This window comes from Streptomyces sp. NBC_00076 (assembly GCF_045041235.1).
In the GTDB taxonomy this organism is placed as follows: Bacteria; Actinomycetota; Actinomycetes; order Streptomycetales; family Streptomycetaceae; genus Streptomyces.
Genome location: NZ_CP108242.1, coordinates 4,594,137 through 4,619,117, shown reverse-complemented (window position 1 = coordinate 4,619,117; position 24,981 = coordinate 4,594,137). Strand labels below are relative to the sequence as shown.

Here is a 24,981-nt window from a genome sequence, read left to right as displayed (position 1 = left end):
GGTGGTTGTGGGTTTGGGGTGCGTGTGTGCGGTGGTCGTACATACGGTCCTTCGCAGGGTTCGGGACGGCACCGTGTCTGGGCCGGGACGCTGTGAGGGGGCGAGATGGTGCAGGCGGCGGTGGGGGTAGTTGCGGAGGGCGGGCATGCCCGGTACACGTACCGGCTGCGCGTGTCGTCCACGGCTGGCACCGCGCTGGTGGCGGAGTGGGACCGGTGCCGGTGGGTGTGGAACGAGTGTGTCGCCAAGTCCAGGGCCGTGCATCTGCGCAACAAGGCGACTGGTCAGAAGGCCACGTGTGGTCCGGCGCAGCTCGACAGGATGCTGACCGAAGCCCGCGCCCGGACGCCGTGGCTGCGTGAGGGCTCATCGGTTGTCCAGCAGCAGGTCATCCGCGACTTCGGCCGCTCACGGTCCAAGGCGCACAAGGACATCGCAGAGCGCCTGCCCACGGCGCGCCGGGCCGGGATGCCGAAATGGAAGACCAAACGCGAGGCGCTGGCGACCCTCAACTACACCCGGCGCGGGTTCCGGTTGAAGGACGGTCGGCTGTACCTGGCCGGGGGCATCGTGGTGACGGTGGTGTGGTCGCGGGACCTGCCGGGGGAGCCGTCCTCGGTGCGCGTGTACCGGGACAGCCTCGGGCACTGGTACGCCTCGTTCGTCGTCCCCGCCCAGGTCCAGCCGCTGCCTCAGACCGGTCGCGTGCTCGGTGTCGACTGGGGTGTGAAGGAGACCGCGACCACCACGTCCGACGCGCACGACCTGCCGCCCGCCGGGCACGGCAGGAAGGCCCAGGTCAAGCTGACCCGGTACGACCGGATGATGGCCCGCCGCAGGCCGAAGAAGGGACAACGCGGATCGAAGGGCTACCGCGAGGCGAAGAAGCTGCGGGCGAAGGCGTACAAAAAGGTCGCCAGGCAGCGTGAGGACACCGGCCGTAAGTGGGCCAAGAAGGTGGTCAGCGACCACGATGCCGTCGCTGTGGAGGACTTCCGTCCGAAGTTCCTGGCCAGGACCACCATGGCCCGCAAGGCCGCTGACGCCGCGATCGGCGCCACCAAAGCCGCTCTGATCGAGATGGGCCGCAAGCACGGGCGGGACATCCGCCTGGTCCACCCCGCGCACACCACGATGGACTGCGCGCACTGCGATGCGAGAGCCAAGCACGCACTGCCGCTGGGAGAGCGCACCTACACCTGCACGACGTGCGGAAGGGTGTCCCCACGGGACAAGAACTCCGCACGCGTGATGCTCGTCCGGGCTGGTCTCAACCCGGCTGGTATTGATGGCGGAAGACCTCCAGGAGCGCTGCTCCAGGAGGCGGCCTGAGCCAGGAATCACCTCCCTTCAGGGAGGCGAGGATTCAATTCAGCTCGTCGGGGCACGGAGTACCCCGCGGCAAGGTGTAGGGCGCCGCCAGCCGATAGGTCCCCGCTCGCGGAGCGATCAGCATCGTCCACTTGTCGCCCTCGGCGTCCTCCGCGGTCTCCATCAGGCACCCGTTGACGTTGTCGTACGACTTCGCCTCGTCCTCGCCCCGCTCCTTCGACGCGTCCGTCTCCTGCGGGGGCTTCAGCTTGTTGCCCTCGGCGTCGACGATGCTCAGCCACGGCGAGTACGGGATGCGGATGAGGATGCGTCCCGCCTTCTTCACCTCCATGGTCAGCTCGCCCTGTGCGGCCCGGTCCACGATCGAGTTCGGCTCGGCGAGCGGCGCCGGGTCGGTCACCATGAACAACTGCCAGTTGGCGTCGCCCCAGATCTGCCGCAGATACGGCATCCCGCGCTGCACCAGCTGCCGTTCCCGCTGACCTCCGTCACCGTCCGGCTCGTCCTTGGGCAGCACGACGAAGTGCACGGCCCAGCGCTGCAACCACTCGTGGTAGTTCGCCGAGTTGAGGGTGTCGTCGTAGAAGAGCGGGTTGCGTTCCATGTCGGCCTGCCGGTTCCAGCCGCGGGCCAGGTTCACGTAGGGCGCGAGCGCGGAGGCCTCCCGGTGGGAGCGGGCGGGCACGACCTCCACCCGGCCCTTCTCCGCGCCGACCTCCTGGAGCTCGTTGACCAGCGGCGCGAGTTCACGCGCCCAGGACGCCGCCGGGGTGGTGTGGATGATGTCGTCGACCGTCTTGAAGCCGATCCACCCCGTGAAGGCGACGAGGGCCAGCACGAGCGTGTACCACTTGCGCGAGCGCGGCACCGTGAACGGCAGGGCCGCCAGCAGCACGACCCCCGCGAACAGCATCGGCAGCCGCGTGATGTTGGAGCCGATCTGGGAGCTGACCAGCCACACCAGCAGCACCCCCAGCCCGTACACGGCCGACGTGATCCGTACGGTCTCCCACTCGCGCGGGACCACGGCGAACACGGCCACCGCGCACGCCAGCGGCAGGATCGTCGAGAAGATCGACATCGGCTGGGTGCCGGAGAACGGGAACAGCCATGCCGACACCGCCACGACGGCCGCCGGTGCGAGACCCAGCGCCCACGCGCCCGGCCGCCGCTTCTGCAGGAACAGCGCGACCGCCACCAGCCCCACGAACAGACCCGCGACCGGCGACGCCATCGTGGCCAGCGCGGCGAGCGGCGCCGCGCACAGGGCCTTCGCCCACCGTTTGTAGCGCCAGCGGTGCGGCCAGCAGAACACGACGGCGACCGCGGCCAGCGAGAACATCGTGCCCAGCCCGAACGTCACCCGCCCGGAGATCGCGTTGCACAGGAGCGCGAAGACCCCCGCCAGCGCCGGCCACAGCGGCTTCCGCACCGGGCGGCAGCGCAGGAGGACCAGCATCAGCAGAGCCGCCGAGAGCGTCCCCGCGATCATCATCGTCGTACGGACGCCGAGCACCGACATCAGGTACGGCGACACCACGCTGTACGACACCGGGTGCATACCGCCGTACCAGGCCAGGTTGTAGGCCGAGTCCGGGTGCCGGCCGACGAACTCTGCCCACGCGTCCTGCGCGGCGAGGTCGCCCCCGCTGTTCGCGAAGGTGAAGAACCAGGCGATGTGCAGGGCGCCGGCGAAGGCGGTGATGAACAGGACCGGGTGACGTCGTCCCCACGCGCGGACGGCGGCGAAGACCGCGCCGAGCCGGGAGGTCGGCCGGCTGTCCTCGGCGGGGTCGTGGGTGCTGTCGTCGTCGCCCGGGTCGGTGCCGGTGTCTGCTACGGCCTCAGCGCCGGTGCTGGTGTCAGCACCGGTGTCGGTGTCGGCTCCCGTGCCCGTGTCGGGTTGACCGTGGTCCTCGCCCGGGTGCGCGGGCAGCCGTATTCGCGGGCCTGGTCCCGGGCCCGGGTCGGTTTCGTCGGCGCGTGTCGGCTCCGCTGTGGCCACCTGAAGGCACTCCCCGTGGTGTCCTGTCTTCTGTTCTCGGCCGCGTCCCGTCAGCGGCGCCTGCCCCGTTTCGTGACGCTAGCACGCACGCCGCCGACCGGAACCGGGACGGGTTCCGGTCGGCGGCGTGCGAAGGCGGCACTTCTCCGTCCCGATCAGCCGAGACGCGTCAACTTGTCCGTGAAGCCGGGCTCCATGAGCTCCTTCTGGAGCGCGACCGGAACCTTGACCGCGTTGCCGGAGCCGTCACCGACGGTGAGCGTGCCCACCTTGGTGCCGGCCTTCGCCGTGTGCGGCAGGTCGTCGGCGGCGAACGTCAGCTTGACCGTGAGACCCGCCCAGCCGACGGCCGTGACGTCCTTCGTGGTGACGACCGGGGTACGGCCGCCGAGACCGTCGTCCACGTACCCGACGACCTCGCCCTTCTTCAGGATCGTGGCGGAGTCGAGCGCTCCCTGCGCGGCTCGGATGAGCTTGTCACCGGCGTCCAGCGCACCCGCGAGGATGGTGTTGTCCGAACCGCCCGCGGGCTGGCGCACCACGGCGCCGACGACCCGTCGGATCTCACCGTTCACCTCTTTCTTCGCCGCGAAGACGAGGTTGCCGAGGGCGGAGGTGGTGGTGCCGGTCTTGATGCCGACGACGTCGTTGTAGCCGACCAGGCGGTTCCAGTTGTCGTGCTTGGTGCCCTTGTAGTCGACGTACGACATCATCGTGGCGACCTCCCGGAACGCGGGCTCGTCCATCGCCTTCTTGGCCAGCTTCACCTGGTCCACCGCCGTGGACACGGTGGTGTTGTTCAGGCCCGAGGGGTCGGTGTACGTCGTGTTGGTCATACCGAGGTCCTTGGCGGCGTCGTTCATCTTGCTGACGAACGACTTCTCCGACCCGGCGTCCCAACGGGCGAGCAGTCGCGCGATGTTGTTCGCGGACGCGATCAGAATGCTCTCCAACGCCTCGCGCTGGGAGAGGGAGTCGCCCTTGGTCACGTCGACGGTCGACTCCTGGCCGGCGTCCGACTGGTCCTGGGCGGTCTGGTCGATCTCGATCTTCGGGCCGTCGGCGCCGCTCTTCAGCGGGTGGTCGCGCAGGATGACGTACGCGGTCATGACCTTCGCGACACTGGCGATCGGCACGGGCTTCTGCTCGCCGGACGAGCCGAAGCTGCCGATGCCCTGCACGTCCAGGGCGGCCTGGCCGTCGGTCGGCCAGGGCATGTCGGCCTTGTCGCCCTTGAAGGTGTAGCTGTCCGACGCGGTGAGCTGGAGCTCGGGGGCGGGCAGCGGGCGTACGGCCTGTGCGACCGCGAGGACGACGATGAGCAGCAGGGCCAGCGGGGTCCAGATCTTGACCCGGCGGAGGGCCGTGCGGACCGGGGTGTCCGGGGGCGGCGGCGTGTTCGTCAGCTCCGCCAGCAGGTCCAGCGGCGGCTTCGGCGGCAACGGCTGCTGGGTCGTCCGCTCCGGCCCGAGCTGCGGCGCGGGCGCGGGCGCGGTGGGGTCGGCGGGCGGCTTCGTCACCCGCGGCAGCGCGGTGGTGGCGTCGGCGGCCCTCGGCTTCCGCGCCGAGGGGTCGTCCAACGGCTTGAGCGCGACGAAGGTGCTGGTCCGCTCCGCGTCGGTCTCGGGGTCCTTGGCCTGGGGGTCCTTGGCGTCGGAGTCCTTGGCGTCGGGGTCCTGGCCCTTGGGGGCTCGGTCCTCGGGGGCTTGGTCCTTGGGCGCCTTGGGGTCCTTGGCCCTGGCCGCGTCGCCGAGCTTCAACATGGTCGTCGGCTGATCCACGGCGGGCGCGGAGGGGCGTGGGGCCTTGAAGACGGCGGTGGGCTGATCGACGGGGGGCTTCTCGGAAGCGGGGGCTTTGTCGGCCGCGTCGGCTTCGTCGGTCGCCTTGGCGGTGTCGGTGCCCGTGTCGGTCTCGGCGTCGGCCTTCGAGTCGCCCTCGCCGTCGGTGTCCTTTTCGGCAGCCGGAGACTCGTCCGGTTCCGGGGCCAGGTCCGTTGCGGGGTTTGCATCTGCGTCTGCGTCTGCGTCTGCGTCTGCCGCGTCGGTAGTGTCATCGGTGGCGTCGGCTGCTTCGGCCTCGCCGTCCGACTCGGCCTTGGTGTCCGATTCGCCCTCGGTGTCCGACTCGGCCTCGGGTTCGGCCTCGGTGTCGGCTCCGCTCTCGGGGCCGTCTCCTGTCGGCTCTACGGCGCCCTCGGGGCCCTTGTCCGCACCGGTGCCGTCCGCCTGGTCGGTCTGGTCGGCCTGGTCCGTCTCGGCCTCGGGCTGGGCCGTATCCGTGGTGCTGGCCTCGTCGGCGCTGTCCTCGTCCGCAGCGTCGGTCGCGTCGTCGGCACCCTCGCCGTCCGCCTCGTCCGCCTCGTCCGCCTTCGCGTCCTTGGTGTCCTTGGCGGCAGCCGCGGGCTCCTCGTCCGCCGAGGCCACCCAAGCGGCCACCACGTCCCGCAGGCGGGCGTCTCCCGTCCCGGCGGCCTCGTCGTCGCCGTCCGGGGCGTCGGAGGCGTCCGAGGCCTCAGAGTCGGCGTCCGTCGTGTCCTCGTCGACGTCGGTGACGGCATCGTCGGGCCCGTCAGGCGTGTCCGAGATGTCCTCGCCCTCGGGGTCGGCGCCGGTCGCGTCCTCGTCGGCGGGGGCGGCGGGGTCGGCATCGTCGGGCCCGTCAGGCGTGTCCGAGTCCTCGCCCACGGAACCGGAGTCCGTCGCGTCCGCGCTCCCGGCCTCTCCGGCGGCGTCGGCGTCCGAGGCTGCCTCGGGCGCCTCAGAGGGCTCCTGTGCGGCCTCCGTGGCCTCCTCGGCCCCCTCAGTGGCCTCCGCGAGCTCCCTCACGGACAGCACCCGCGTCGCTGTGTCCACGCCGCCACGCGCCTTCGAGGCCGATTCGCGGGCCATGGACACCCGCGGGTCACGGGGCGCGCTCTTCTCGTTCCTGGCTTCGGGAACCGGACCCGAACTCCCCGACGTCGGTTCTACCGACGACTCGTGCTGCTTCGACCTGTCGGGGGACTCGCCCGCCACCGATGCCTCCTCCATGCGCCACACGCCCTCCGCGTGGCTACCGAATCGTGAACAGCCGCCCGGGACACCGCTTCACGCGCTGTCCGAACCATGTACCAGTGTCCTGTGTGCGGGCTTGACCGAAGCGGTAGACGAGAACGACATACCTACTGGTTCCCTCACAAACAGGTAACGCACCCTCGACAGACCAATGTGAGAGGGGTCACCCTGTCATTCATCCACGCGGGGAGGCATGGATGGGCAGGAGCCGCAGAACGATTCCGGAGGAGCTTCTGTTGCTGGCGTTGGACCCGACCACGGGTACCACCGCACAGCCGCAGTCGCTCGACCTTGGTCTGGCCGGAGCACAGCTAGTAGAGCTGGCGCTGGCCGGACGGATAGCCCCAGACGGGGATCGTATCGCCGTGGTGTCGCCACGGCCGACAGGAGATCCAACACTGGACTGCGCGTTGGAGTTGCTGCGAAGGCGTGGCGCTCCCGTACGGGCCGTCCACTGGATTGGCGGGCCGCGTCTCGGGCTGCGCCAGACCTACCTCTCGTATCTGGAGCGGTGCGGCATGGTGCATGCCGTGGCGGGCCAGATGTGCGGGGTGTTGCCGACGACTCGCTATCAGGCGACGGAAACCGAGATCAGCCGGGAGATCAGAGCCCGACTGGACTCCGCGATACGCACCGGCGTTCCGCCGGACCCGCGGACCGCGGCGCTCGCCGCACTGGCGCACGCGGTAGGCCTCGGCAAGCATCTGTACCCAGGGAACGAGGGGCGGTCCTCCCGCTCCCGGCTCAGGGATCTGATCAGGCACGACCCCATGGGCGGTCTCGTCGCGCACGCGGTGATGGACGTCCAGAACGGCGTGGCGGTCCAGCCGCGCCGCAGCCCGGCACCGGCCGGCCGTCAGGTCGCCCCCGGAGCCAGGCCCGCACCGGAGCCCGCGCACGGCGTTCCGATGCAACCGCGCCGCGGACCCATGGCGCGCGCCGTGGCCCACTGAGCCACAGTTCCACGGCACCGCACGACAACAGCATTGAGGCACCGCAGCAGGGCACCACGCACCGCCGAGCGCCGCACCGCAGTCCCCCAGACCGGTCCGGGAGCCGCTGGTCCGCGCGGGGTGACGGGACCGTACGTCCGGGCCACCGGACGAGGAACGGTCCCGCCGCCCCGCGCGGCCGCATGTCCGGACCCGGGCGGGAATCCGGCCCTGAGCGAGACGGCCGAAAACGCTTCAACCTCCGTGTACGCAGCGCATATCCACCGTTTCCCAGCGGTAGTAAGCCCCTTGGTGGCAGTCTGCTCAACAGCAGATACGCAAAGTGGCAATGATGAGGCATGCAGCCGGAGGTGCACGTCCCGTGGCGTCCAATGTCAATCCCACTGTCAGGCGACGCCGGCTGGGTCAGGAGCTGCGTCGGCTCCGTGAGCTCAAGGGCATGACGGCCGAGGAAGTCGCCGAGCGACTGCTGGTGTCCCAGTCGAAGATCAGCCGTCTGGAGAACGGGCGGCGCAGCATCAGCCAGCGTGACGTCCGCGACCTGTGCGGGGTCTACGAGGTCGAGGACCAGCGCATCGTCGAGTCGCTGATGCAGATGGCCAAGGACTCCCGGCAACAGGGCTGGTGGCACGCGTTCGGGGACATCCCGTACAGCGTCTACATCGGTCTGGAGACCGACGCGGAGTCGCTCAGGGTCTACGAACCCCAGATCATCACCGGCCTGTTGCAGACCCGCGCCTATGCCGAGGCCATCATCAGGGGCGGTTCGCCGGAGACGTCGGACACCGAGATCGACAAGCGTGCGCAGGTCAGGCTGCGGAGGCAGGATCGTATCGCCGCCACGGGGGAGCCCCTCAGGCTGTGGGTGGTGCTGGACGAGGCGTCGCTGCGCCGGGTCGTGGGCAGCCGTCAGGTGATGCGCGAACAGCTCGAGTACCTGGCCGAGGTGTCCCAGCGTCCGCACATCACCGTGCAGGTGCTGCCGTTCGAGGTGGGGGCGCATCCCGGCATCAACGGCCAGTACTCGATCCTGGAGTTCGCCGACGCGGCCGACTCGAGCGTGGTGTACATGGAGGGTGTCACCAGCGACCTGTACCTGGAGAAGGCGCAGGACGTGCAGAAGTACACGGTCATGTACGAGCACCTGCGGGCCCAGGCCCTGAACGTCGACCAGTCGCGTCAGCTGATCGAGGACGTGGCGAAGGAGTACGCCCGGGAGTACGCCGGTTGAGCCTTCCCGGGCGCGGGCGGGGGATGCTACACCCGGCCCGGGCCCGCCGGGAAGACCCAAGCGGAATATGCCGCACGGAAGAGTGAATGGCTGCTCCGAAAGGTGAGGGCGGCGAGTAGCGTCGATCACGCCAACGATCAGTAAAGGTTGGCGCAATCCGAACAGTGCTACTGCCTAACGGAGCAAACAACATGGCAATTCGCCTGGGTGCCACCGATACGTGGCTGACGTCCTCCTACACGAACAACAACGGCGCCTGTGTGATGGTCAGGTCCACCACTGAGACGTCGCTGGACGTGGGGGACACCAAGGTCGGCCCCGACGGGGTCAAGGTGCGGTTCCCCGCGGACGCGTGGAACGCCTTCGTGGCGTCGGTCAAGGCGTAAGGGAGCGGTCCCTCCTGGTCCCGCTCCCGAGCCGAGTGCGTCACCGACAACTGCACAAGCAACAGCCAGGAGCCCTCTCGACCAGATCGCCGTCCTTGCCGAGGGGGCTCGGCTCTGCCCGCACCCGGCGCACGGGCCATCCGGCGCCCGGCCCGGCGGGCGAGGGACAGGCTCTCTAGGCGAGCGCCTTCTCCACGGCCGCCACCAGCTCCGCCGACTCCGGCTCGGTCTGCGGCGAGAAGCGCGCCACGACCTCGCCGTCGCGGCCGATCAGGAACTTCTCGAAGTTCCAGCGGATGTCCCCGCTGTGCCCCTCGGGGTCGGCGAAGCCGACCAGGCGGTCGTAGAGCGGGTGTCGGCCCTCCCCGTTGACCTCGGCCTTCTCGGTCAGCGGGAAGGTCACGCCGTACGTCGCCGAGCAGAACTCGGCGATCTCCTCGGCGCTGCCGGGCTCCTGCCCGAGGAACTGGTTGCAGGGCACCCCGAGCACCGTGAAGCCACGCCCGGCGTACTGCTCCTGAAGCCGCTCGAGCCCGGTGTACTGCGGGGTCAGCCCGCACTTGGACGCCACGTTCACGACCAGCACGGCCTGGCCGGCGTACTGGGAGAGATTCGCGGAACCGCCCTTGAGGGCGCCGATCTCGACGTCGAGGGGAGAGGGGGAAGCACCGTTGCTGTCTGAAGTCGTCATGCAGCGGATGCTAACTCCGTCAGGTGTCGTCCTACTGGCCGGGACTGGCCGGGACTGGCCGGGACTGGCCGGGACTGGTCGGCACTGGCCGGGACCGGCCGCACCTTGCCGGGCCAGAACCTCGCCAGAACCTCACTGGCCTCTTTCCATCCTCGTGCTTTCCGTCCTTCGTCCTTTGAATTGGGAGCGCTCCCATGGCACCATGGCGGCCGCTCCGGCGGGGACACGGAGTCGACTCTTTTCGTCGAACGGAGAGCGAGAGCCGCACATGATCACCCCCACCCAGCTGTTTTTGACATGCGCTCGTCGCATTTGTGCCGTATTGGCGATCTGGGCCCTGGCCGCGGCCTACGGTGCCGCCCCGGAACCGGCTGTCGCGGCGGCCAGCATGTGGATCACCTGATCCAGGCGCGGCGGGCAGCCGGTCGGGAGTGCCGACTGTTCGGCCGCCCTCATGGGTCGCGTACTTCGGCGACCGACCGGGGCACCGGTTCGCGGTTCACTTCCGCGTGGTCGGCGAGGTAGGCGTCGAGTCGTGGCGGATGGTAGTTCGTGAGCGGGTCGCCGCGGCGTTCCTCGGCGGTCGCTGACAGGTACTCCCTCCCGTCGGGACGGCCCTGTTTGTCCGCCGCCGCTCCGATGGGCCGGTGAAGGGGCGGGCTCAGTTTGTACATCCTCGTCCGCGAGTCGTGCAGTTGGCCCGTGACGGCGGGGCTGACGCTGAAGGCGGCGCTGTCGTCCGGTTCCGTCACCCCCGAACCGGCCGCACCGAGAACCTCCCAGTCGAACTCGAGGCCGTACCTGAGGGCTTGCTGGATCATCCACAGCAGGGTGAGGTCGGACAGGCCCGTCTCCGGATAGCCGCCACCGACGTCGACGTGCACACCCGTGAACCACGCCTGCTTCAACTCCTGCCCCTTGTCCTCGGCACCCGGCCGCTGGTGCCACAGGGTCGGCCGGAACGCCGTGCGCCGCTCGTCGATGGCCAGCGCGTGGAAGGCGCCGTTGACCCAGGTGCTCAGCTGGGTGTCGTGGAAGGCCCAGCGGCGGTTGACGAGGTCCACGGCCGGCTGGATCCACTGGGGCCCCGGGGCCGGAATGCCGAGGGAACCGACCGTGTCCCACACGCCGACGAAGCGGATCTCCGTCTCGTGCGAGTAGGCCCGCCTGAACAGGGTCGAGGCCGTGCCGTTCGGTTTCTCGGTCCGGTCGCGGTACAGGGTCCAGGCCTCCGGCAACCGACCGCCGTTCTCCCGGCGCAGGATGCCGGAGTTGCGCACCAGGCCGGCCAGACTGCGAGCGGTGAACGCGCCCCGGCTGAACCCGAACAGGTACAGCGCGTCACCGACCTCGTAGTTCTCGACGAGGAAGCGGTAGGCGTCTGTGACGTTCCGCGACAGCCCCACGCCGAACGCACCGCCCCGCAGGCGTTCCCACCGGCGGGTGCCGACGCCGTCGTGGTAGTACACGCGCTGCTCCGTCCCCACGGCGGAGCGTGGGCGTACGGACAGGGCGACCTTGGCGACATTGGTCTTGCTCGGTTGGTCGGCGAGGTTCCACGTTCCGTCGCAACAGATGACCAGGCGTTTGGACATGGCATCCCTCCTCGGGGAAACCGCTGAATCGCCTTTCTGGGGATTGATACCCATTTATCGTCGGACAGGCGTACGGGAGGGGCTTGTATATGTGAACTGCTATGGCAGCACTGCTGCCCGCCCGCCTGTCTGCATGCCCCGCCAGGCTGCACGCCCCGCCTGCCGCCTGCCCAGCGCCGGCTTCACCGCCCCCGGGCCGGAAGGAGGGTCGGCCGGGTTCGGAGCACCTCTTCCACGGAGGAGAGGGCGAAACGTACCGCGCCGGTGATCACGGCCTCGTCGGCCAGGGAGGACAGCCGCCACCGCGGCAGGTCGACGAGGAGGCTGCCGGCTTCCTCCTCGGTGGCGCTCAGGAGGATCTCCCCCGCCGGAAGCAGGGCCGGATCGGAGAAGAGGCCGGTGCCGAGCACGACCAGGGCCGGGTCGAGCGCGAGCAGCACGGGCGCGATCCCGGCGGCCAGCCTCCGCCCGTACGAGGTGATGGCGGCGACTGCCTGCGGATCCCCCTCGGCGGCGGCACGGACGAGGTCGGCACCTGTGTGACGGGCCGGGTCCGTCCGGTCAGGGGCAACGCTGTCAGGGGCGGCGCCGTCCGCGACCAGGGGTTCGAGGCCGGGCCGCGACGAGGTGCCGCCGGGGAAGCGGATGAAGCCGATCTCACCGGCCGCGCCGCGATGCCCGCGCAGCAGGCGTCCCCCGGTGATGACGCCGGCGCCGAGGCGTTCACCGAGCAGGACGAAGACCATCTCCTCGGCTGAGCCGCCGACCCCGCGCCACTGCTCGCCGAGCGCGGCGAGGTTGGCGTCGTTCTCCACGGCGACCGGGCAGCCGAGGGCGTCGCGGAGGGTGGTGACGACGTCCGCCTCGGCCCAGCCCTTGAGGTTGTCGGCCTGCCGGATACGGGTGTTGCTCCGGTCCACCAGTCCGGGGGTGCCTATCGTCGCGGCCCACACCCGGGCGTCGGCTCCTACGCGGTCGATCGCGCGCCGTACCACCGAGACGACGGCGCGGGCCCGGGCCGGGCCGCCCAGGTCGGCGCGCACCGCCTTGCGTTCGACGGCCACCGCGCGGCCGTCGAGGTCGGCCAGACAGGCACTCACCGACCGGGGCCGTACGTCCACGCCGACGACGAAGCCCGCGTGTGGCCGGAACCGGAACCGGCGGGCCGGCCGGCCGGGGGACCGCTGGCCGCGGGCGGACACGGCCGGGGCGACCTCGATGAGGCCGCAGTCGGTCAGTTCCTCGACGATGGCCTCAACTGTGGGGCGGGAGAGCTTGGTTGCCTCGGCCAGGGTGGAGAGCCGGGGGTGCGGATCCGTCGAGCGGACGGCGGCGAGGACGGCCGCGGCGTTCGTGGCACGCAGGTCCGCGACGCCCACCACCGTGGGCAGTTCCTGCCCGGGGGAGCTCGGCTCCGGCGGCCCGCTGAGCGGCCACAGCACCTGCGTGACGGGAGCCGTGGACGGGGAGCGGTCCCTGGACCTGGCCAATGATCAACCTCCTGTGGAGCGGCACGCGGAGTGGCACAACGGGACCTGGCGCGAACCGCCCCGACGATAACAATCCAGCCATGAGTCCTTGACGCGGACCAGATGCGCTCCGATTATAAAACGCAACTGCTTTATCGAACTAGCGCACTGTCGTGGCAGTCGCGGCCTGGGGGTACGGCGCTACCGCGCCGTCGAACCGCTGAGACACCGCCGCCCGCAGGACCCGCCGCGATCCCGGCCCGTCCCCGCCGCCGTCCAGCCTTCTCGCGTCACCCCTGCGTCACTCCTCGCGCCTCCGCCGCCGGTCCGCCGTCGGCTTCCGCTGTCCCGCCACGCCCGGGAGACCTCATGAGCCCCAGCCCGTCGTCCCTTTCGAGACGTACCTTCCTCACAGCCACCGGCGCGCTCGGCGCCGCGGCACTCACCGCGTGCAGTGATCTGACCCCGGGCGCCTCGTCGTCCGGCGCGAGCAGCGCGGCCCCCGCCTCCACGGCCGTACCGGCCGACAAGAAGATCACGCTGTTGGTCGCCGACGCCGACGACACCACCATGACCCCGGGCCTCGTGGCGGCCTTCCGCGCGAAGCACCCCAACATCACCGTCAAGCGCCAGTACACGGGCTGGGACGACTACCTCAAGAGCATCAACACCACCATGTCGGCCGATGGCGCCCCCGACATCGCCCAGTTCACCCCCGGCATGCAGAACCTCGTCCCCGGACGGCTGCTGCTCAAGGTCGACGGATACGGCAAGCAGTACGGCTGGGCGGAGAAGTTCCCCGGCCTGGACCAGATCACCCTCACCCCGGACGGCAAGACCGTCGGCGCCGGTGACCTGTACGGCGTCGGTGCCGGCCTGTCGTTCGAGGGCGTCTACTACAACAAGGCCAAGGCCGAGAAGCTGGGCCTGACCGTCCCTCCGGCCACCGTGGACGAGCTGGAGGCTCTGTTCGCCAAGGCCAAGGCGGCCGGTGAGACCGCGCTCGTCGCCGGCAACCTCGACGGCGGACTCAACCACCCCTTCAACGTGCTGCTCTCGGCGTACCTGACGCCGAAGGACCGCGAGGCGTGGGCCTTCGGACACCAGGGCGCCACGATCGTGCTGCCGGGCGCCAGAACAGCCGCCGAGACACTCAAGCGGTGGGTGGACAAGGGGTACGTCACCCCGAAGGTCAACGGTGTCAGCGACAACGACGCCACCGCCGCGTTCGCCAAGGGCGGGGGCGTCTTCCGGATCAGCGGCAACTGGGCGGCGGCCGCGGTCTCCAAGGGGCTGGGCGAGCGGGCCGGCTACTTCAACATGCCGCCCGTCACCGCCGGCGGGAAGCTGCGCACCACCGGCGCCGGGGTGTACTACTGCGTGTCCAGCAAGTCCTCGAACGCGGCCGCGGCGGCCGCCTTCCTCGACTTCGCCGCCGACGCGCAGGCCGCCCCCATCACCGCCAAGGCGGGCTTCATGGCCCCCGACGCGGGAGCCATGCCCAGTCAGAGCGGACTGATCGGCGACGTCCAGACGGGCTGGCAGACGATCGTCAAGGACGCCGGTCTGCAGCCGTTCATCCAGAACTCCTCCAGCCCGACGATGGGCGACACCCTCACCACGCAGCTGCAACTGCTCGTCGGAGGCAAGGTCACCACCGACAAGTTCCTGGCCGGTCTCCAGGCGGACTTCGAGAACTACCACAAGAAATGACCACCGCCGACCGACTGACCGATCCAGGCCGAGTGCCCGGAGTATCCGGAGCGTCCGGCGCTTCCCGTGCTCCCGGCGTCCCGCGTCCGGTGAAGCACGGGCCGGAGGATGCCGTGCGCCGGTACCCCCGCACGGCACGGTCCGGGCGCCGGCGCAGGCGGGCCGTGGCGTTGCTGTACCTGCTGCCGGCTCTGCTGCCGTACACGCTCTTCGCCGTACTGCCGCTGCTGCACACCGCCTACCTCTCGCTGTTCGACTGGGACGGCGTGACCCTCCCGTCCTTCGTCGGCCTCGACAACTACCGCCGTATCGCCGACGATCCGCAGCTGCGCGACGCCGCCTGGCACGCGGGCGCGCTGATCCTGTTCTTCTCCGTCCTGCCGATCGGTGTGGGGCTGGTCTCGGCGGCCGTCGTGTCCCGGCGCGCCGGGCGCCGCGGCACCGGCCTGGTCCGGACGGTGCTGTTCCTGCCCCAGGTCATCCCGCTGGTCGCGGTCGGCATCCTGTGGCGCTGGGTGTACGCCGAGGACGGCGTCCTCAACCAGGCACTGCGGGCGATCGGCCTGGGCACACTCGCCGACGCCTGGCTCGGCAGCTTCACCTGGGCCCTGCCGGCCGTCGGACTGATCGGGACCTGGGTCGTCTCGGGCCTGTGCATGGTGCTGTTCCTGTCCGGGACGCAGCGCATCGACCAGGAGATCTACGAGGCGGCACGGATGGACGGGGCAGGCCCGGTACGCGAGTTCACGGCGATCACCGTCCCGCTGCTGCGACCGGAGTTCGCGGTGGCGCTGTCCATCACCGTCATCGCCGCCCTGTCCAGTTTCGACCTCATCTACATCACCACCGGAGGAGGCCCGGGCAACAGCACCGTCGTGCCCGGCATCCTCATCTACCGGCTGGCCTTCGGGGGCGGCGCGGTCGGTGTGGCAAGCGCCCTGGCGATCGCGTTGACGGCGGTCATCTCGCTCGCCGTCCTGGTGATCAACCGGCTGTCCAGGGAGGCACCGTGACCTCGTCCATGACAGCGGCCACCGGCGCCGAAACGCTCACCGGCCGGTCGGCGCCCACCGGCACGAGAACGCTCACCAGGCGATGGGCGGCACCCGTCGTGCTCGCGCTGTTCATGGCCGCGGTGCTCGTGCCGTTCGCCTCCCTGCTGCTGGCCTCGCTCCAGCCGGCGGGCGCCCCGCTGACCGGCTTCGCCCTGCCGGACGGGCTGCACTTCGAGAACTTCTCCCGCGCCTGGTCCGCGGCGGGCTTCGGGACGCTGCTGCGGTCGAGCGTGGTGATCGCGGTGTGCGTGGTGCCGGCCGCGGTGGTCTGCGCGACCCTGGCCGGGTACGCGCTGGCGACCCTCGAAGTCCCCGGCCGGGGACGGCTCTACGCGTATCTGCTGCTCGGCCTGTCCATCCCCACCGAGGGAACTGTCATCCCGCTCTACTACGACCTGCGCGCCGTAGGACTGACGAACACGGTGCCGGGCCTCGCCCTCGCGGAGATCGGCGCGTTCATGCCGTTCGGGGTCTTCTGGATGCGCGCCCACTTCGCGACCATGCCGCGCAGCCTCATCGAAGCGGCACGGCTGGACGGCGCGTCGTCGTGGGCGACGCTCTGGCGGATCCTGCTGCCCAGCTCCCGCCCGGCGGTGACCACGCTGGGCGTCCTGTACTTCGTGTGGAGCTGGAACCAGTTCCTGCTCCCGCTCATCCTGATCCAGGACCCGGCCCGCCGTACGGCCCCCGCCGGACTGGGCTTCTTCACCGGGCAGTTCGGCGTCGACGTACCGCTGCTCGCCGCGGCCACCCTGATCGTGATCGCCCCGGTGGTGCTCGTCTACCTGTTCTTCCAGCGGCACTTCATCAGCGGCGTGCTCAGCGGCGCCCTCAAGGGCTGACCGAGCGAGGGCCGACCAAGCGAAGGCCGACCGAGCGAGGGCCGACCGAGCGAGGGCCGGCCACGCGAGGGCCGGCCTCCAACGGGCCGGCCGCACCAGAACGGACCACACAGGAGGTCGGAGAATTCCATGGCAGAACTCGAAGTCGCGCTGATCGGCGCGGGCGGCATCGCCCACGCTCATCTGCCCGCGTGGGTCGCCCTGGGCGCGCGGATACGTGTCTACGCGCCCGACAGCCGCGCCCCCGCCCTGGCCCGCGAGTTCGGCGCGACCTGCGCGGGCTCCCTGCGCGAGGCGATCGCCGGGGCCCACGTGGTGGACGTGTGCACCCCGACCGACACCCACCGGGAGATCACTCTGGCCGCCGTCGCGGCCGGCGCCCACGTCCTGTGCGAGAAGCCGCTGGCGCTCAGCGCGGCCGACGCCGGGGACATGGCCGACGCGGCGGAAGCGGCGGGGGTGCGGCTGTACCCGGGCCATGTCGTGCGCTTCTTCCCCGCCTACGCCCGGCTGCGCGACCTCGTCGAGGGCGGCGGCCTCGGCCGGGTGGCGGTCGCCCGGTTCACCCGCACCGGCCGCTATCCCACCTGGAGCGGCTGGTTCGCCGACCCGGCACGGTCCGGCGGGATCCTGAGCGACCAGATGATCCACGACATGGACATCGCCCGCTGGCTCTTCGGCGACGTCGTCCGGGTCCACGCCAGCCAGCAGGGTCAGCTCACCGCCCCGGCCCCGGAAGGGGCGGTCGCCACCGGTACCGCCGTACTCACCCACGTGGGAGGCACCCTCACGCAGGTCGTAGGGGTGTGGGGGCCACCGGCGACACCGTTCCGCACCACGTTCCATGTGTCGGGCACCGGAGGAACCGTCCAGCACGACTCGCAGGCCCACCTCGATCTGCGGATCACCGGTCGCGCGACCGGCGGCCCGGCGGACGGCATACCCGACGGGGACTTCGGCGAGTCGCCCTACCTCACCCAGATCCGCGAGTTCGCCGAGGCGTTCACGGGTGGTCCGGAACCCCGGGTGAGCGGCCGGGACGGCGTGGCCGCCGTGCGCCTCGCCGAAGCGGCGGCGGAGTCCGCCCGCACCGGGCGGGCCGTGGAACTCGGCCCGCACCCAACGACCGTACCCACGGAGGGAATCGACCAGTGAGAGTCGCCGTACTGTCCTTCGCCCATGTGCACGCGGCGACCTACATCAGGCTGCTGCGCGACCGCGACGGCATAGAACTGATCACCGCGGACCCCGACGCCCCGCCCGACGACCCCACCCGCGGCCGGGCCCTCGCCGAACGACTCGGTGTCGCCTACGCCGACAGCTGGGACGAGGTGTTCACGCTGAGCCCCGACGCCGTGATCGTCACCAGCGAGAACGCCCGCCACCGGCACCTGGTCGAACGGGCCGCCGCGAGCGGGGCACACGTGCTGTGCGAGAAGCCCCTCGCGACGACGGAGGCGGACGCCCGGGCCATGATCGACGCCTGCGCACACGCCGGGGTCGCCCTGATGACCGCCTACCCGGTCCGGTTCAGCCCCGCGTTCACCGCCCTGCGCCGCGCCCTGGCCGACGGCTCGCTCGGCGGGCTGATCAGCGTCCACGGCGCCAACAACGGCTCGAACCCCGCCCGTTCGCACCCCTGGTTCGCCGACCCGGAACTGGCGGGCGGCGGAGCGCTGGCCGACCACACCGTCCACATCGCCGACCTCGTGGACGCCCTGCTGGACGGCGAGCAGGCGGCGGAGGTGTACGCCCAGGCGAACCGCATCCTGGACGACGGCGGCCCCACCCCGGACGTCGAGACCGCGGGACTCGTCACCATCCGGTACCCCGGCGGGCTGGTCACCGCCGTGGACGCCAGCTGGAGCCACCCCCCGGACCACCCGACCTGGGGCGGCCTCGCCATGACCTGCGTCGCGGAGAAGGCGATCGTGGAGTTCGACGCCTTCCCCCCGCTGCTCGGCGGCTTCGACTCCACCACCGGTCGCGACCGCTGGGAGGCGGGCGGCGCGGACCTGGACGCAGCCATGCTCGACGAGTTCCTCGACGCCGTACGCACCGGGCGACGGCCGTCCCCCGACGGCGAGTCGGGCCTGCGCACCCTCCGGATCGTCCTGGCCGCCTACGAGTCGCTGCGCACCGGCCGGCCGGTCACGCTGCCGACGCGGTAGGGCTCGCGACACCTCGGATCCGGGGCCGGACCAGGGCCGGGTGCCGCCGCGTCGGCCGTCGGCCGCATCCCACCGCGATGTTCGTGTAGATCTGGTGACCCTCGATCAAATGTTTGCAAATGGCCGTGGGTTGGCTTGTTAACTGGAGTGACGCCGATCGGCTGATGGGTCGTCATTGACCCTCTGATCTGCGTGTTTTCACCCACGGGAGGGCCTTCAGATGACACACCTGTCCGGTCGAATACGTCTTGTCGCGGTGGCGGTCTTAGCCGGAGCGCTGACATCCGGGCTGATGCCCGCCACCGGGGCGTCCGCCGCCCCCGGCAGCCTGCCGCGCGCGGCGGTGACGGCGGACGAGCCGACCGACGACATGCCGGACGACGGCTTCATCGACGAACCCGACAACGAGCAGGACGACTTCTCGGACGGCGCACCCCTGGCCCCGCCCGAGTCCGGCAACCCCGGGCTCCTCGCGGCCCCCGTCCCCGGGCGCCCCGGCGACTTCCAGCTGGAGGCCGGCTCGTCCCTCACGCCCCTGGTGAACAAGCTGGACGCCGCCCTTCCCAAGCAGGGCCTCACCGAACTGATGGACCAGGCCAACCGGGACGCCGGCTGGGACGGCGAATGCGGCTCGACCGGCATCTACGGCCCCGACCTCGCCGTGAACCACCGCGTCTGCTGGAAGAGCGACGACGCCACGTCCAGCGAGTGGATTCCGCAGGCCATCTCCGGTGTCTCGGACGCGCAGGAGGACGAGGACTGGGGCACGTCCAACGCCGAGCCCATCGCCGTCGGCTCGTACGACGACGCGAACCCCGGCCGCAGCAACTACGAGGCAGGACGCGAGAACTGCGTCCAGACCTCCGCGTCCGACGCCTGCAACGAAAAGGGCATCCGGGTCACCTTCTTCAACCAGGCGACCCAGAAGTACCGCCATGTGCTGCTGGTCTGGCCCTACATCAACCGCAAGGACAACATCTCCTTCGACGCGCTGCACGCCCGCGAGGGCAAGTGCACGGACTCCGTGACGAAGGCCTGCAAGGCCCAGGGAGGCATTCACGCCGGCGGCATGGTCTGGTACGGCAACTACCTGTACGTCGCCGACACCGCCAACGGCATGCGGGTCTTCGACCTCCGCAAGATCATGGACCTCAACCCGGACAACGACGCCGACGTCAACGACCCGACGCCCGACGGCCTCGTCAGCGACGTCCTGGACAAGAAGCGCGTCGGCCGGCAGAGCAACGTCTGGTACGGCTTCGGCTACCGCTACGTCATGCCGCAGGTCGCCACGCTCAAGTTCACCACGCCCAGGACAACCAAGGACACCGACAAGAACCAGTGCTACGCCACCGACCGTCCGAAGGCGTCCTACATCTCCCTGGACCGCACCGGCACCGATCACCTGATTCTCGGCGAGTACTGCATCTACAAGAACGGCAGCACCAGCAACGGCCGGGTCGGCACGTACCCGATGTCCGACCTCACCGCGGCCGTCGAGGGCTCGACCGGCACGAACGCCGACGCGGACGCCGCCTACGGTCTGCCCACGGGCCCGTCCTTCAACGACGAAGCCCTCTGGCACAAGATCCAGGGCGCCACACGCTACGAGGGCAAGTGGTACTTCCACCGGAGCAACGGCTACGACAACGGCCGCCTGCTCCAGGCCACCCCGACCTCCGTCGACGGCACCACACAGCTCGCCGGCAACGCGAAGGCGCTGCAGAGTTCCTTCGGTCCCGAGGACCTGTACCTCGCGCACGGCCGTGGCGACGGCTTCGCACCGCAGCTGTGGTCGCTGGGCGAGCACGCACCGAGCGCGGGGTGCTCGTCCTGCAAGCGTGAGCTGTACAGCTACAACATGAGCGAAGTGATCGGCGACTTCGGCTCGTAGTTCCACACCGAGCACGACGGGTGCCGTACGAGCCGGGGATTCGCGACTCGTACGGCACCCGCTTGAGTTGGTCCGTTCGTCAGCCGGTGAGCGGCGCCACGGTGACGCGGTCGATGTTGGGTGCGTAGGCGTCGGCGTTGGCGAAGGTGATCGTGTTGGTGCCGACGGCGAGGGTGACCGGGACGGGCAGGTCCCAGTAGCTCGACCAGCTGTAGTTGTTGCGGAACATGACGGTCTGGGCGGTGCCGTTGACGGAAATCCGGGCCGCCCGGGAGACGACGTTGGTGTTGTAGTTCCCGGATCCGGCTACCTGGTTGTTGGCGTAGCGGACGTTCATGACGTACCGCCCGGCGTCGGCGGCGTCGACCTTGACGGTGAGCGTGTTGCCCGAGCCGTTGCCGACGTACCCGACGTAACTGCCGCCGGAGGCCCAGCTGTCGGAGGCGACGACGGCGGCTCCGGCGAGGGTGCCGCCCTCCGCCTCGTAGGCGGTGACGCCCGAGGTGTCACCCTTCGCCGCGACGCGCAGGTCGCGCAGCGTCAGCGTGGTGGAGCCCGAAGTGGCGGCGGTGACGCGGTTGTTGCCCGCGGACAGGTACAGCCGGGTGCTCTTGTCGGTGAGCCTGCCGCGCGTGGAGGGCAGGCTCACCGCGGTGGCCCCGTCCAGGGTGAGCCTGGCCGCCCCGTCGGACGCGTAGTCGGTGTGGACGGTGTAGTAGCCGTCGGCCGGTGCGTACACGTCGAAGGCGGCCGCGGAGCCCGCCTTCAGGGCGAGGGCACCGGCGCCGGTGGTGCCGGAGGCGGAGTAGTCGTAGGACGGCTTCCCGGTGATGTCGGCGTACACGGCCGGGTAGACGGTCTCCGCGCCGGAGGCCGCGGTGAGGTCGATCTTGTCGAGGGTGACCTCGTTGGTCCCCTTGGCCAGGGTGAGGGTGTGGGTACCCGCGGTCAGGGACACCGAGGCGCCGGCGGTGGCGCGGTAGGTCCAGTTCAGGGTCGGGGTGTAGGTGATCGTCCGGGGTGAGCCGCCGTCGACGGTGAGGGTCTGGGTCGCCGGGCCGCCGGACTGGTTGCCGTAGAAGACGTCGAGGTCGTACGTGCCGGTCTTCGGGACGTCGACGGTGAAGGCGGCCTTGCTGTCCGCCTGGTTCAGGCTGCCGACGTCCTTCGTGCCCGAGGTGGCGTAGCCGTACGGGTTGGACACCGTGCCCTGGGTGTAGACCGTGCCGCTGGTGAGGGCGGCGTTCTCCGCCTCGTACGACGCGGACCAGGGGACGTCGGCCGCGGTGGGCGCGCCGCTGCCGGCCGGGTTGACGGTGACGCGGTAGGCCGCCATCGGGTCGAGGCCGGTCAGTGGCACGGTGACACTGCCGTCCGCGGCGACCGTGTGGGTCGTGCGGGCCAGCACGGTCGGCGCGGGGCCCGCACCCTCGTAGCCGCTCCAGGCGGTGCGCTCCACGGAGACGTTGACCTTGCGGCCGAACGAGGCCGGGATGTGCTGGATGACGGTGTTCGCCGAGCCGGCGGTACCGCCGCCGAGGAGCACCTGGGCCTGCTTGCGGCCGGTGTCGAGGGAGGCGATGCCCTGCAGGGTGTCGATGACGTTGACCTGCGGCGGGGTCACCTGGACGGTCTTGCCGGTCAGGCCCGCGTACCAACGCAGCAGCCACCAGTCGCCGTTGGGGATGTTGGTCTGGCTGACGTTGCCGTCCAGGTTCCCGGCGACGTCCCAGTACGCCTGGTCGGCGTAGACCTTGTTCCGTTCGAACATGGACATCCACTGGACCATCTGGCCCGGGACCGAGAGGTCGCGGCGGTTGCCGTACTCGTTGATGTTGACCGGGCGGGCGCTGATGCCGTTCGCGCGCTCGAGGGCCCGGTAGGCGCTGAGGGTGCCCTCGAAGTGGGACAGGGAGCCCGGGTCCAGCTCGTGCCAGGTGGTCATGTCCGGCAGGACGTCGTTGGCCTTCGCCCACGGGTAGAAGTCGCCCATGAGGCGGGCGTCGTAGTGGGTCTCGTTGGGGCCGGCGATCCTGGCCTTCGGAATGATCGACCGGATCTTGTCGTAGACGGTGGTCCAGTCGCTCTTGAAGCTGCTGAGCGCGCTGTTGTACGTGGTCGTGTCGGAACTGCCCAGTCCGCTGTACCAGTTGCCGTCCGGTTCGTTGAACGGCACCCACACGAACGTGCTCGCGTCGGACCTGGCGGCCACCTTGCGGACCATGGTGTCGACCTTGGCCAGGTAGTCGCTCAGCCCGAGGTTCTCGTACGGCCACTGGGCGTAGATGTCCTGCATGTAAATCAGGTTGTCGCCGCCGCCACCGCGGACGAAGGCGGGCTGGACGGCCAGCGCGTCACCGTTGGGGTGCTGCGCGCCGTCGGGCGCCTTTGTCGCGATCGACGTCATGTGCAGCGGGGTGACGATGCTGTCGCCGGGCACTCCGTCGTCACTGAGCCCGTACAGGACGCCGTTGGCTCCGTGCATGACCGCGCCGGTGGTCCGGCCCAGGTCGACGGTCAGCTGCGGGGTGGCCGCCTGCGCGGCGGGGACGGTCAGCGCCGTGCCCACGAGGGCGGCGGTGACCGCGCCCGCGCCCATGAGGCCGCGGAAGCGTCCGGATCTGCGAGGTGTTCGAGGCATGCCTGTCCTCCAACTCCCGCACCGTTGCGGGAGGTTCGTGGGTACCGCCGAGGGGGGGGACTACCGGGGCTACTTGACGGCGCCGCTGGTGATGCCGGAGACGATGCGGCGCTGCGCGATGACGAAGACGAGGACCATCGGCAGGCTCATCATCACCACGTAGGCGAAGATCAGATGCCAGTTGTTGAGGTAGAGCTGCGCGTTGGCGACCTGGTAGAGGTTGAGCGGCAGCGTGGCCTTCGCTCCGCCGCCGAGCACGAAGAAGGCGTAGAAGATGTCGCTCCAGGCGAAGAGCATCACCATGATCGTCGCCGTGGCGATGACCGGCCGCAGCAACGGCAGGATGATGCGCAGGAAGACCCGCAGCGGCCCGGCGCCGTCCATCCGCGCGGCCTCCTCCAGTTCCTCGGGGAGAGCGCGGATGAACCCGGTCATGAAGAAGATCGAGGTGGACAGGTACATCCCGGCGTAGACGCCGATCATGCCGGGACGGGTGCCGGCCAGCCCCAGCTGGCGCAGCTCCATCACGATGGTGATCACCGCGGGTGGGAGCAGCAGCCCGCTGATGCTCAGCGCGTACATGGCGTTGACCAGGCGCCCCTTGCGGCGGGCGAACACCCAGGCGGCACCGGCGCCGAGGAGCAGGACGACGACGACGGACGGGGCGACGACCAGAAGACTGTTGACGAAGCCTTGGACGATCTTGCCCTCGTCGAAGCTCTGCTGGTAGTTCGCGGCCGCCTGGACGTGGTGCGGCAGCGAGAGGTTGGGCTTGATCGCCTCGGCCTGGGGCTTGGCGGAGGTGACCGCCACCAGCCACAGCGGGATGCCGATGGTGAGGGCGGCGATGAACAGCACGGCGACGGGCTGCACCCAGCGCAGGGGGCGCCGGCGTGCGGGGGCGAACGCGGGAACGGTGGTCACTGGTTGTTCTCCCTCCGCCGCAGGCCGACGATGACGGGCACGGCGAGGACGACGACGATGAGGAACAGCACCAGGCTCATCGCCGACGCCTGCGCGTACAGCCCCTGGCCGAAGATGCGGAACATGTAGATGTTGAACACCTCGGTCTCGCTGCCGGGGCCGCCCGCGGTGGTGGCCTGGACGATGTCGAAGGTGTTCATGGAGCCGATCAGCGCGGTGGTGACGTTGAACGTGACCGCGGGTGCCAGCAGCGGGAACCTGATCGACCAGAAGGTGCGCCAGGAACCGGCCCCGTCGATACGGGCGGCCTCCAGCACGTCACCCGGCATGCTCTTCAGCCCCGCCAGGTAGATCAGCATGGCCAGGCCCATCCACTTCCAGCCGTGGATGAGGGTCACCACGACCAGCGTCCAGGTGGTCGAGCCGAGCCAGGGGGTGTCGACGTGATGTCCCGCCAGCGAGGACAGCACGCTGTTCAGCGCCCCGTCCTGGGCGAGCAGGGCCCGGAAGAGGTAGCCGACGGCCAGCGCGGAGATCAGCACGGGGAGGAAGAAGACCGCGCGGAAGAAGCGGTTGAAGCGGCTGTCGCGCTCCAGCAGCAGGGCGAGGCCGAGACCGAACCCGTTCTGGAAGACGGCCACGAGGACCGCGTACTCCAGGGTGATGCGGATGTCCCGGGCCATCGACCCGTCCTGGAGGATGGTGCGGAAGTTCGACAGGCCCACGAAGCCGATCTTCGAGTGGAACGCCGACCAGTCGGTGAACGGATAGACGAAGTTCAGCAGGTTCGGCAGCAGGAAGAACAGGCCGAACACGGCGAGCGCGGGCAGCGCGAACCACCAGGGCTGGTTGGCCCTGCCGCGGGCGCCCTCGCGCAGGCCGCGCTTGGATGGCCGCTCCCGGTCCTTCGCGGAGCTCTTCGCAGAGCCCTTCGCATGGTCTTTCGCACGCGCGGCGTCGATGGCGTCCATCGTGGCGGTGTCCACCACTTTCCTACCTCCGGTACGGGCCCCGGGCACGCCG

Annotated in this window: 18 protein-coding genes; 10 read left to right on the top strand and 8 right to left on the bottom strand. The window is 70.2% G+C overall.

Annotated elements, in window-relative coordinates; translation table 11 throughout:
• Positions 1-105 precede the first annotated feature (105 nt).
• Positions 106-1,332, top strand: a complete 1,227-nt coding sequence (locus OHA64_RS20805) for an RNA-guided endonuclease InsQ/TnpB family protein (RefSeq protein WP_405615176.1) — start codon at positions 106-108, stop codon at positions 1,330-1,332.
• Positions 1,333-1,366: 34 nt separating this feature from the next.
• Here OHA64_RS20805 and OHA64_RS20800 read toward each other — a convergent pair whose 3' ends face one another.
• A complete protein-coding gene (locus tag OHA64_RS20800) occupies positions 1,367-3,337 on the bottom strand; it encodes an MFS transporter (protein WP_405615174.1) in 1,971 nt (656 codons plus the stop codon).
• A gap of 155 nt (positions 3,338-3,492) precedes the next feature.
• Positions 3,493-6,192, bottom strand: a complete 2,700-nt coding sequence (locus OHA64_RS20795) for a D-alanyl-D-alanine carboxypeptidase (RefSeq protein WP_405615172.1) — start codon at positions 6,190-6,192, stop codon at positions 3,493-3,495.
• 398 nt (positions 6,193-6,590) lie between these two features.
• Between OHA64_RS20795 and OHA64_RS20790 the strand changes: the two genes are divergently transcribed.
• From OHA64_RS20790 to OHA64_RS20780, 3 genes are all read left to right on the top strand, one after another.
• Positions 6,591-7,346 carry a GPP34 family phosphoprotein gene (locus OHA64_RS20790; RefSeq protein ID WP_405615170.1) on the top strand — a complete coding sequence of 252 codons (756 nt, stop codon included), beginning with the start codon at positions 6,591-6,593 and terminating at the stop codon, positions 7,344-7,346.
• 361 nt (positions 7,347-7,707) lie between these two features.
• Positions 7,708-8,577, top strand: coding sequence for a helix-turn-helix domain-containing protein (locus OHA64_RS20785; protein ID WP_405615168.1), 870 nt, complete (start codon positions 7,708-7,710; stop codon positions 8,575-8,577).
• A 191-nt stretch (positions 8,578-8,768) separates the two neighbouring features.
• Positions 8,769-8,963, top strand: coding sequence for a DUF397 domain-containing protein (locus OHA64_RS20780; RefSeq protein WP_405615166.1), 195 nt, complete (start codon positions 8,769-8,771; stop codon positions 8,961-8,963).
• A gap of 175 nt (positions 8,964-9,138) precedes the next feature.
• Here OHA64_RS20780 and OHA64_RS20775 read toward each other — a convergent pair whose 3' ends face one another.
• From OHA64_RS20775 to OHA64_RS20765, 3 genes are all read right to left on the bottom strand, one after another.
• Entirely contained in the window at positions 9,139-9,654 is a 516-nt protein-coding gene (locus OHA64_RS20775; protein ID WP_405615164.1) for a glutathione peroxidase, read from the bottom strand.
• Positions 9,655-10,106: 452 nt separating this feature from the next.
• Positions 10,107-11,249, bottom strand: a complete 1,143-nt coding sequence (locus OHA64_RS20770) for a DUF2235 domain-containing protein (protein ID WP_405615162.1) — start codon at positions 11,247-11,249, stop codon at positions 10,107-10,109.
• 182 nt (positions 11,250-11,431) lie between these two features.
• On the bottom strand, positions 11,432-12,739 hold the full coding sequence (locus OHA64_RS20765; RefSeq protein ID WP_405615160.1) for an ROK family protein: 1,308 nt from the start codon (positions 12,737-12,739) through the stop codon (positions 11,432-11,434).
• Between the two features lie 348 nt (positions 12,740-13,087).
• Between OHA64_RS20765 and OHA64_RS20760 the strand changes: the two genes are divergently transcribed.
• From OHA64_RS20760 to OHA64_RS20735, 6 genes are all read left to right on the top strand, one after another.
• Entirely contained in the window at positions 13,088-14,431 is a 1,344-nt protein-coding gene (locus tag OHA64_RS20760) for an ABC transporter substrate-binding protein (RefSeq protein WP_405615158.1), read from the top strand.
• Positions 14,432-14,544: 113 nt separating this feature from the next.
• Positions 14,545-15,444 (top strand): carbohydrate ABC transporter permease, encoded by a 900-nt coding sequence (locus OHA64_RS20755; protein WP_405615156.1) that lies wholly within the window; start codon positions 14,545-14,547, stop codon positions 15,442-15,444.
• Positions 15,441-16,328: a carbohydrate ABC transporter permease gene (locus OHA64_RS20750; RefSeq protein WP_405615154.1), complete on the top strand. Its 888-nt coding sequence runs from the start codon at positions 15,441-15,443 to the stop codon at positions 16,326-16,328. Before OHA64_RS20755 ends, OHA64_RS20750 begins: the two co-directional genes overlap by 4 nt.
• Before the next feature lie 129 nt (positions 16,329-16,457).
• A complete protein-coding gene (locus tag OHA64_RS20745) occupies positions 16,458-17,483 on the top strand; it encodes a Gfo/Idh/MocA family protein (RefSeq protein WP_405615152.1) in 1,026 nt (341 codons plus the stop codon).
• Complete coding sequence (locus tag OHA64_RS20740; protein ID WP_405615150.1) at positions 17,480-18,499, top strand: Gfo/Idh/MocA family protein; 1,020 nt, start codon at positions 17,480-17,482, stop codon at positions 18,497-18,499. Before OHA64_RS20745 ends, OHA64_RS20740 begins: the two co-directional genes overlap by 4 nt.
• Before the next feature lie 220 nt (positions 18,500-18,719).
• Entirely contained in the window at positions 18,720-20,393 is a 1,674-nt protein-coding gene (locus OHA64_RS20735; RefSeq protein ID WP_405615148.1) for a hypothetical protein, read from the top strand.
• 79 nt (positions 20,394-20,472) lie between these two features.
• Here OHA64_RS20735 and OHA64_RS20730 read toward each other — a convergent pair whose 3' ends face one another.
• The 3 genes from OHA64_RS20730 to OHA64_RS20720 form a co-directional block, all read right to left on the bottom strand.
• Positions 20,473-23,034: a CBM35 domain-containing protein gene (locus tag OHA64_RS20730; protein WP_405615146.1), complete on the bottom strand. Its 2,562-nt coding sequence runs from the start codon at positions 23,032-23,034 to the stop codon at positions 20,473-20,475.
• Positions 23,035-23,103: 69 nt separating this feature from the next.
• Positions 23,104-23,958: a carbohydrate ABC transporter permease gene (locus OHA64_RS20725; protein WP_405615144.1), complete on the bottom strand. Its 855-nt coding sequence runs from the start codon at positions 23,956-23,958 to the stop codon at positions 23,104-23,106.
• On the bottom strand, positions 23,955-24,947 hold the full coding sequence (locus OHA64_RS20720) for a carbohydrate ABC transporter permease (protein ID WP_405615142.1): 993 nt from the start codon (positions 24,945-24,947) through the stop codon (positions 23,955-23,957). The genes OHA64_RS20725 and OHA64_RS20720 overlap by 4 nt, the downstream gene beginning before the upstream one ends.
• Positions 24,948-24,981 lie beyond the last annotated feature (34 nt).

Bases quoted from the DNA above. Each gene is read 5' to 3' on its own strand.
- OHA64_RS20775 (WP_405615164.1), bottom strand. From the start codon at position 9,654: ATGACGACTTCAGACAGCAACGGTGCTTCCCCCTCTCCCCTCGACGTC.
- OHA64_RS20790 (WP_405615170.1), top strand. From the start codon at position 6,591: ATGGGCAGGAGCCGCAGAACGATTCCGGAGGAGCTTCTGTTGCTGGCG.
- OHA64_RS20730 (WP_405615146.1), bottom strand. From the start codon at position 23,034: ATGCCTCGAACACCTCGCAGATCCGGACGCTTCCGCGGCCTCATGGGC.
- OHA64_RS20780 (WP_405615166.1), top strand. From the start codon at position 8,769: ATGGCAATTCGCCTGGGTGCCACCGATACGTGGCTGACGTCCTCCTAC.
- OHA64_RS20805 (WP_405615176.1), top strand. From the start codon at position 106: ATGGTGCAGGCGGCGGTGGGGGTAGTTGCGGAGGGCGGGCATGCCCGG.
- OHA64_RS20745 (WP_405615152.1), top strand. From the start codon at position 16,458: ATGGCAGAACTCGAAGTCGCGCTGATCGGCGCGGGCGGCATCGCCCAC.
- OHA64_RS20760 (WP_405615158.1), top strand. From the start codon at position 13,088: ATGAGCCCCAGCCCGTCGTCCCTTTCGAGACGTACCTTCCTCACAGCC.
- OHA64_RS20735 (WP_405615148.1), top strand. From the start codon at position 18,720: ATGACACACCTGTCCGGTCGAATACGTCTTGTCGCGGTGGCGGTCTTA.
- OHA64_RS20770 (WP_405615162.1), bottom strand. From the start codon at position 11,249: ATGTCCAAACGCCTGGTCATCTGTTGCGACGGAACGTGGAACCTCGCC.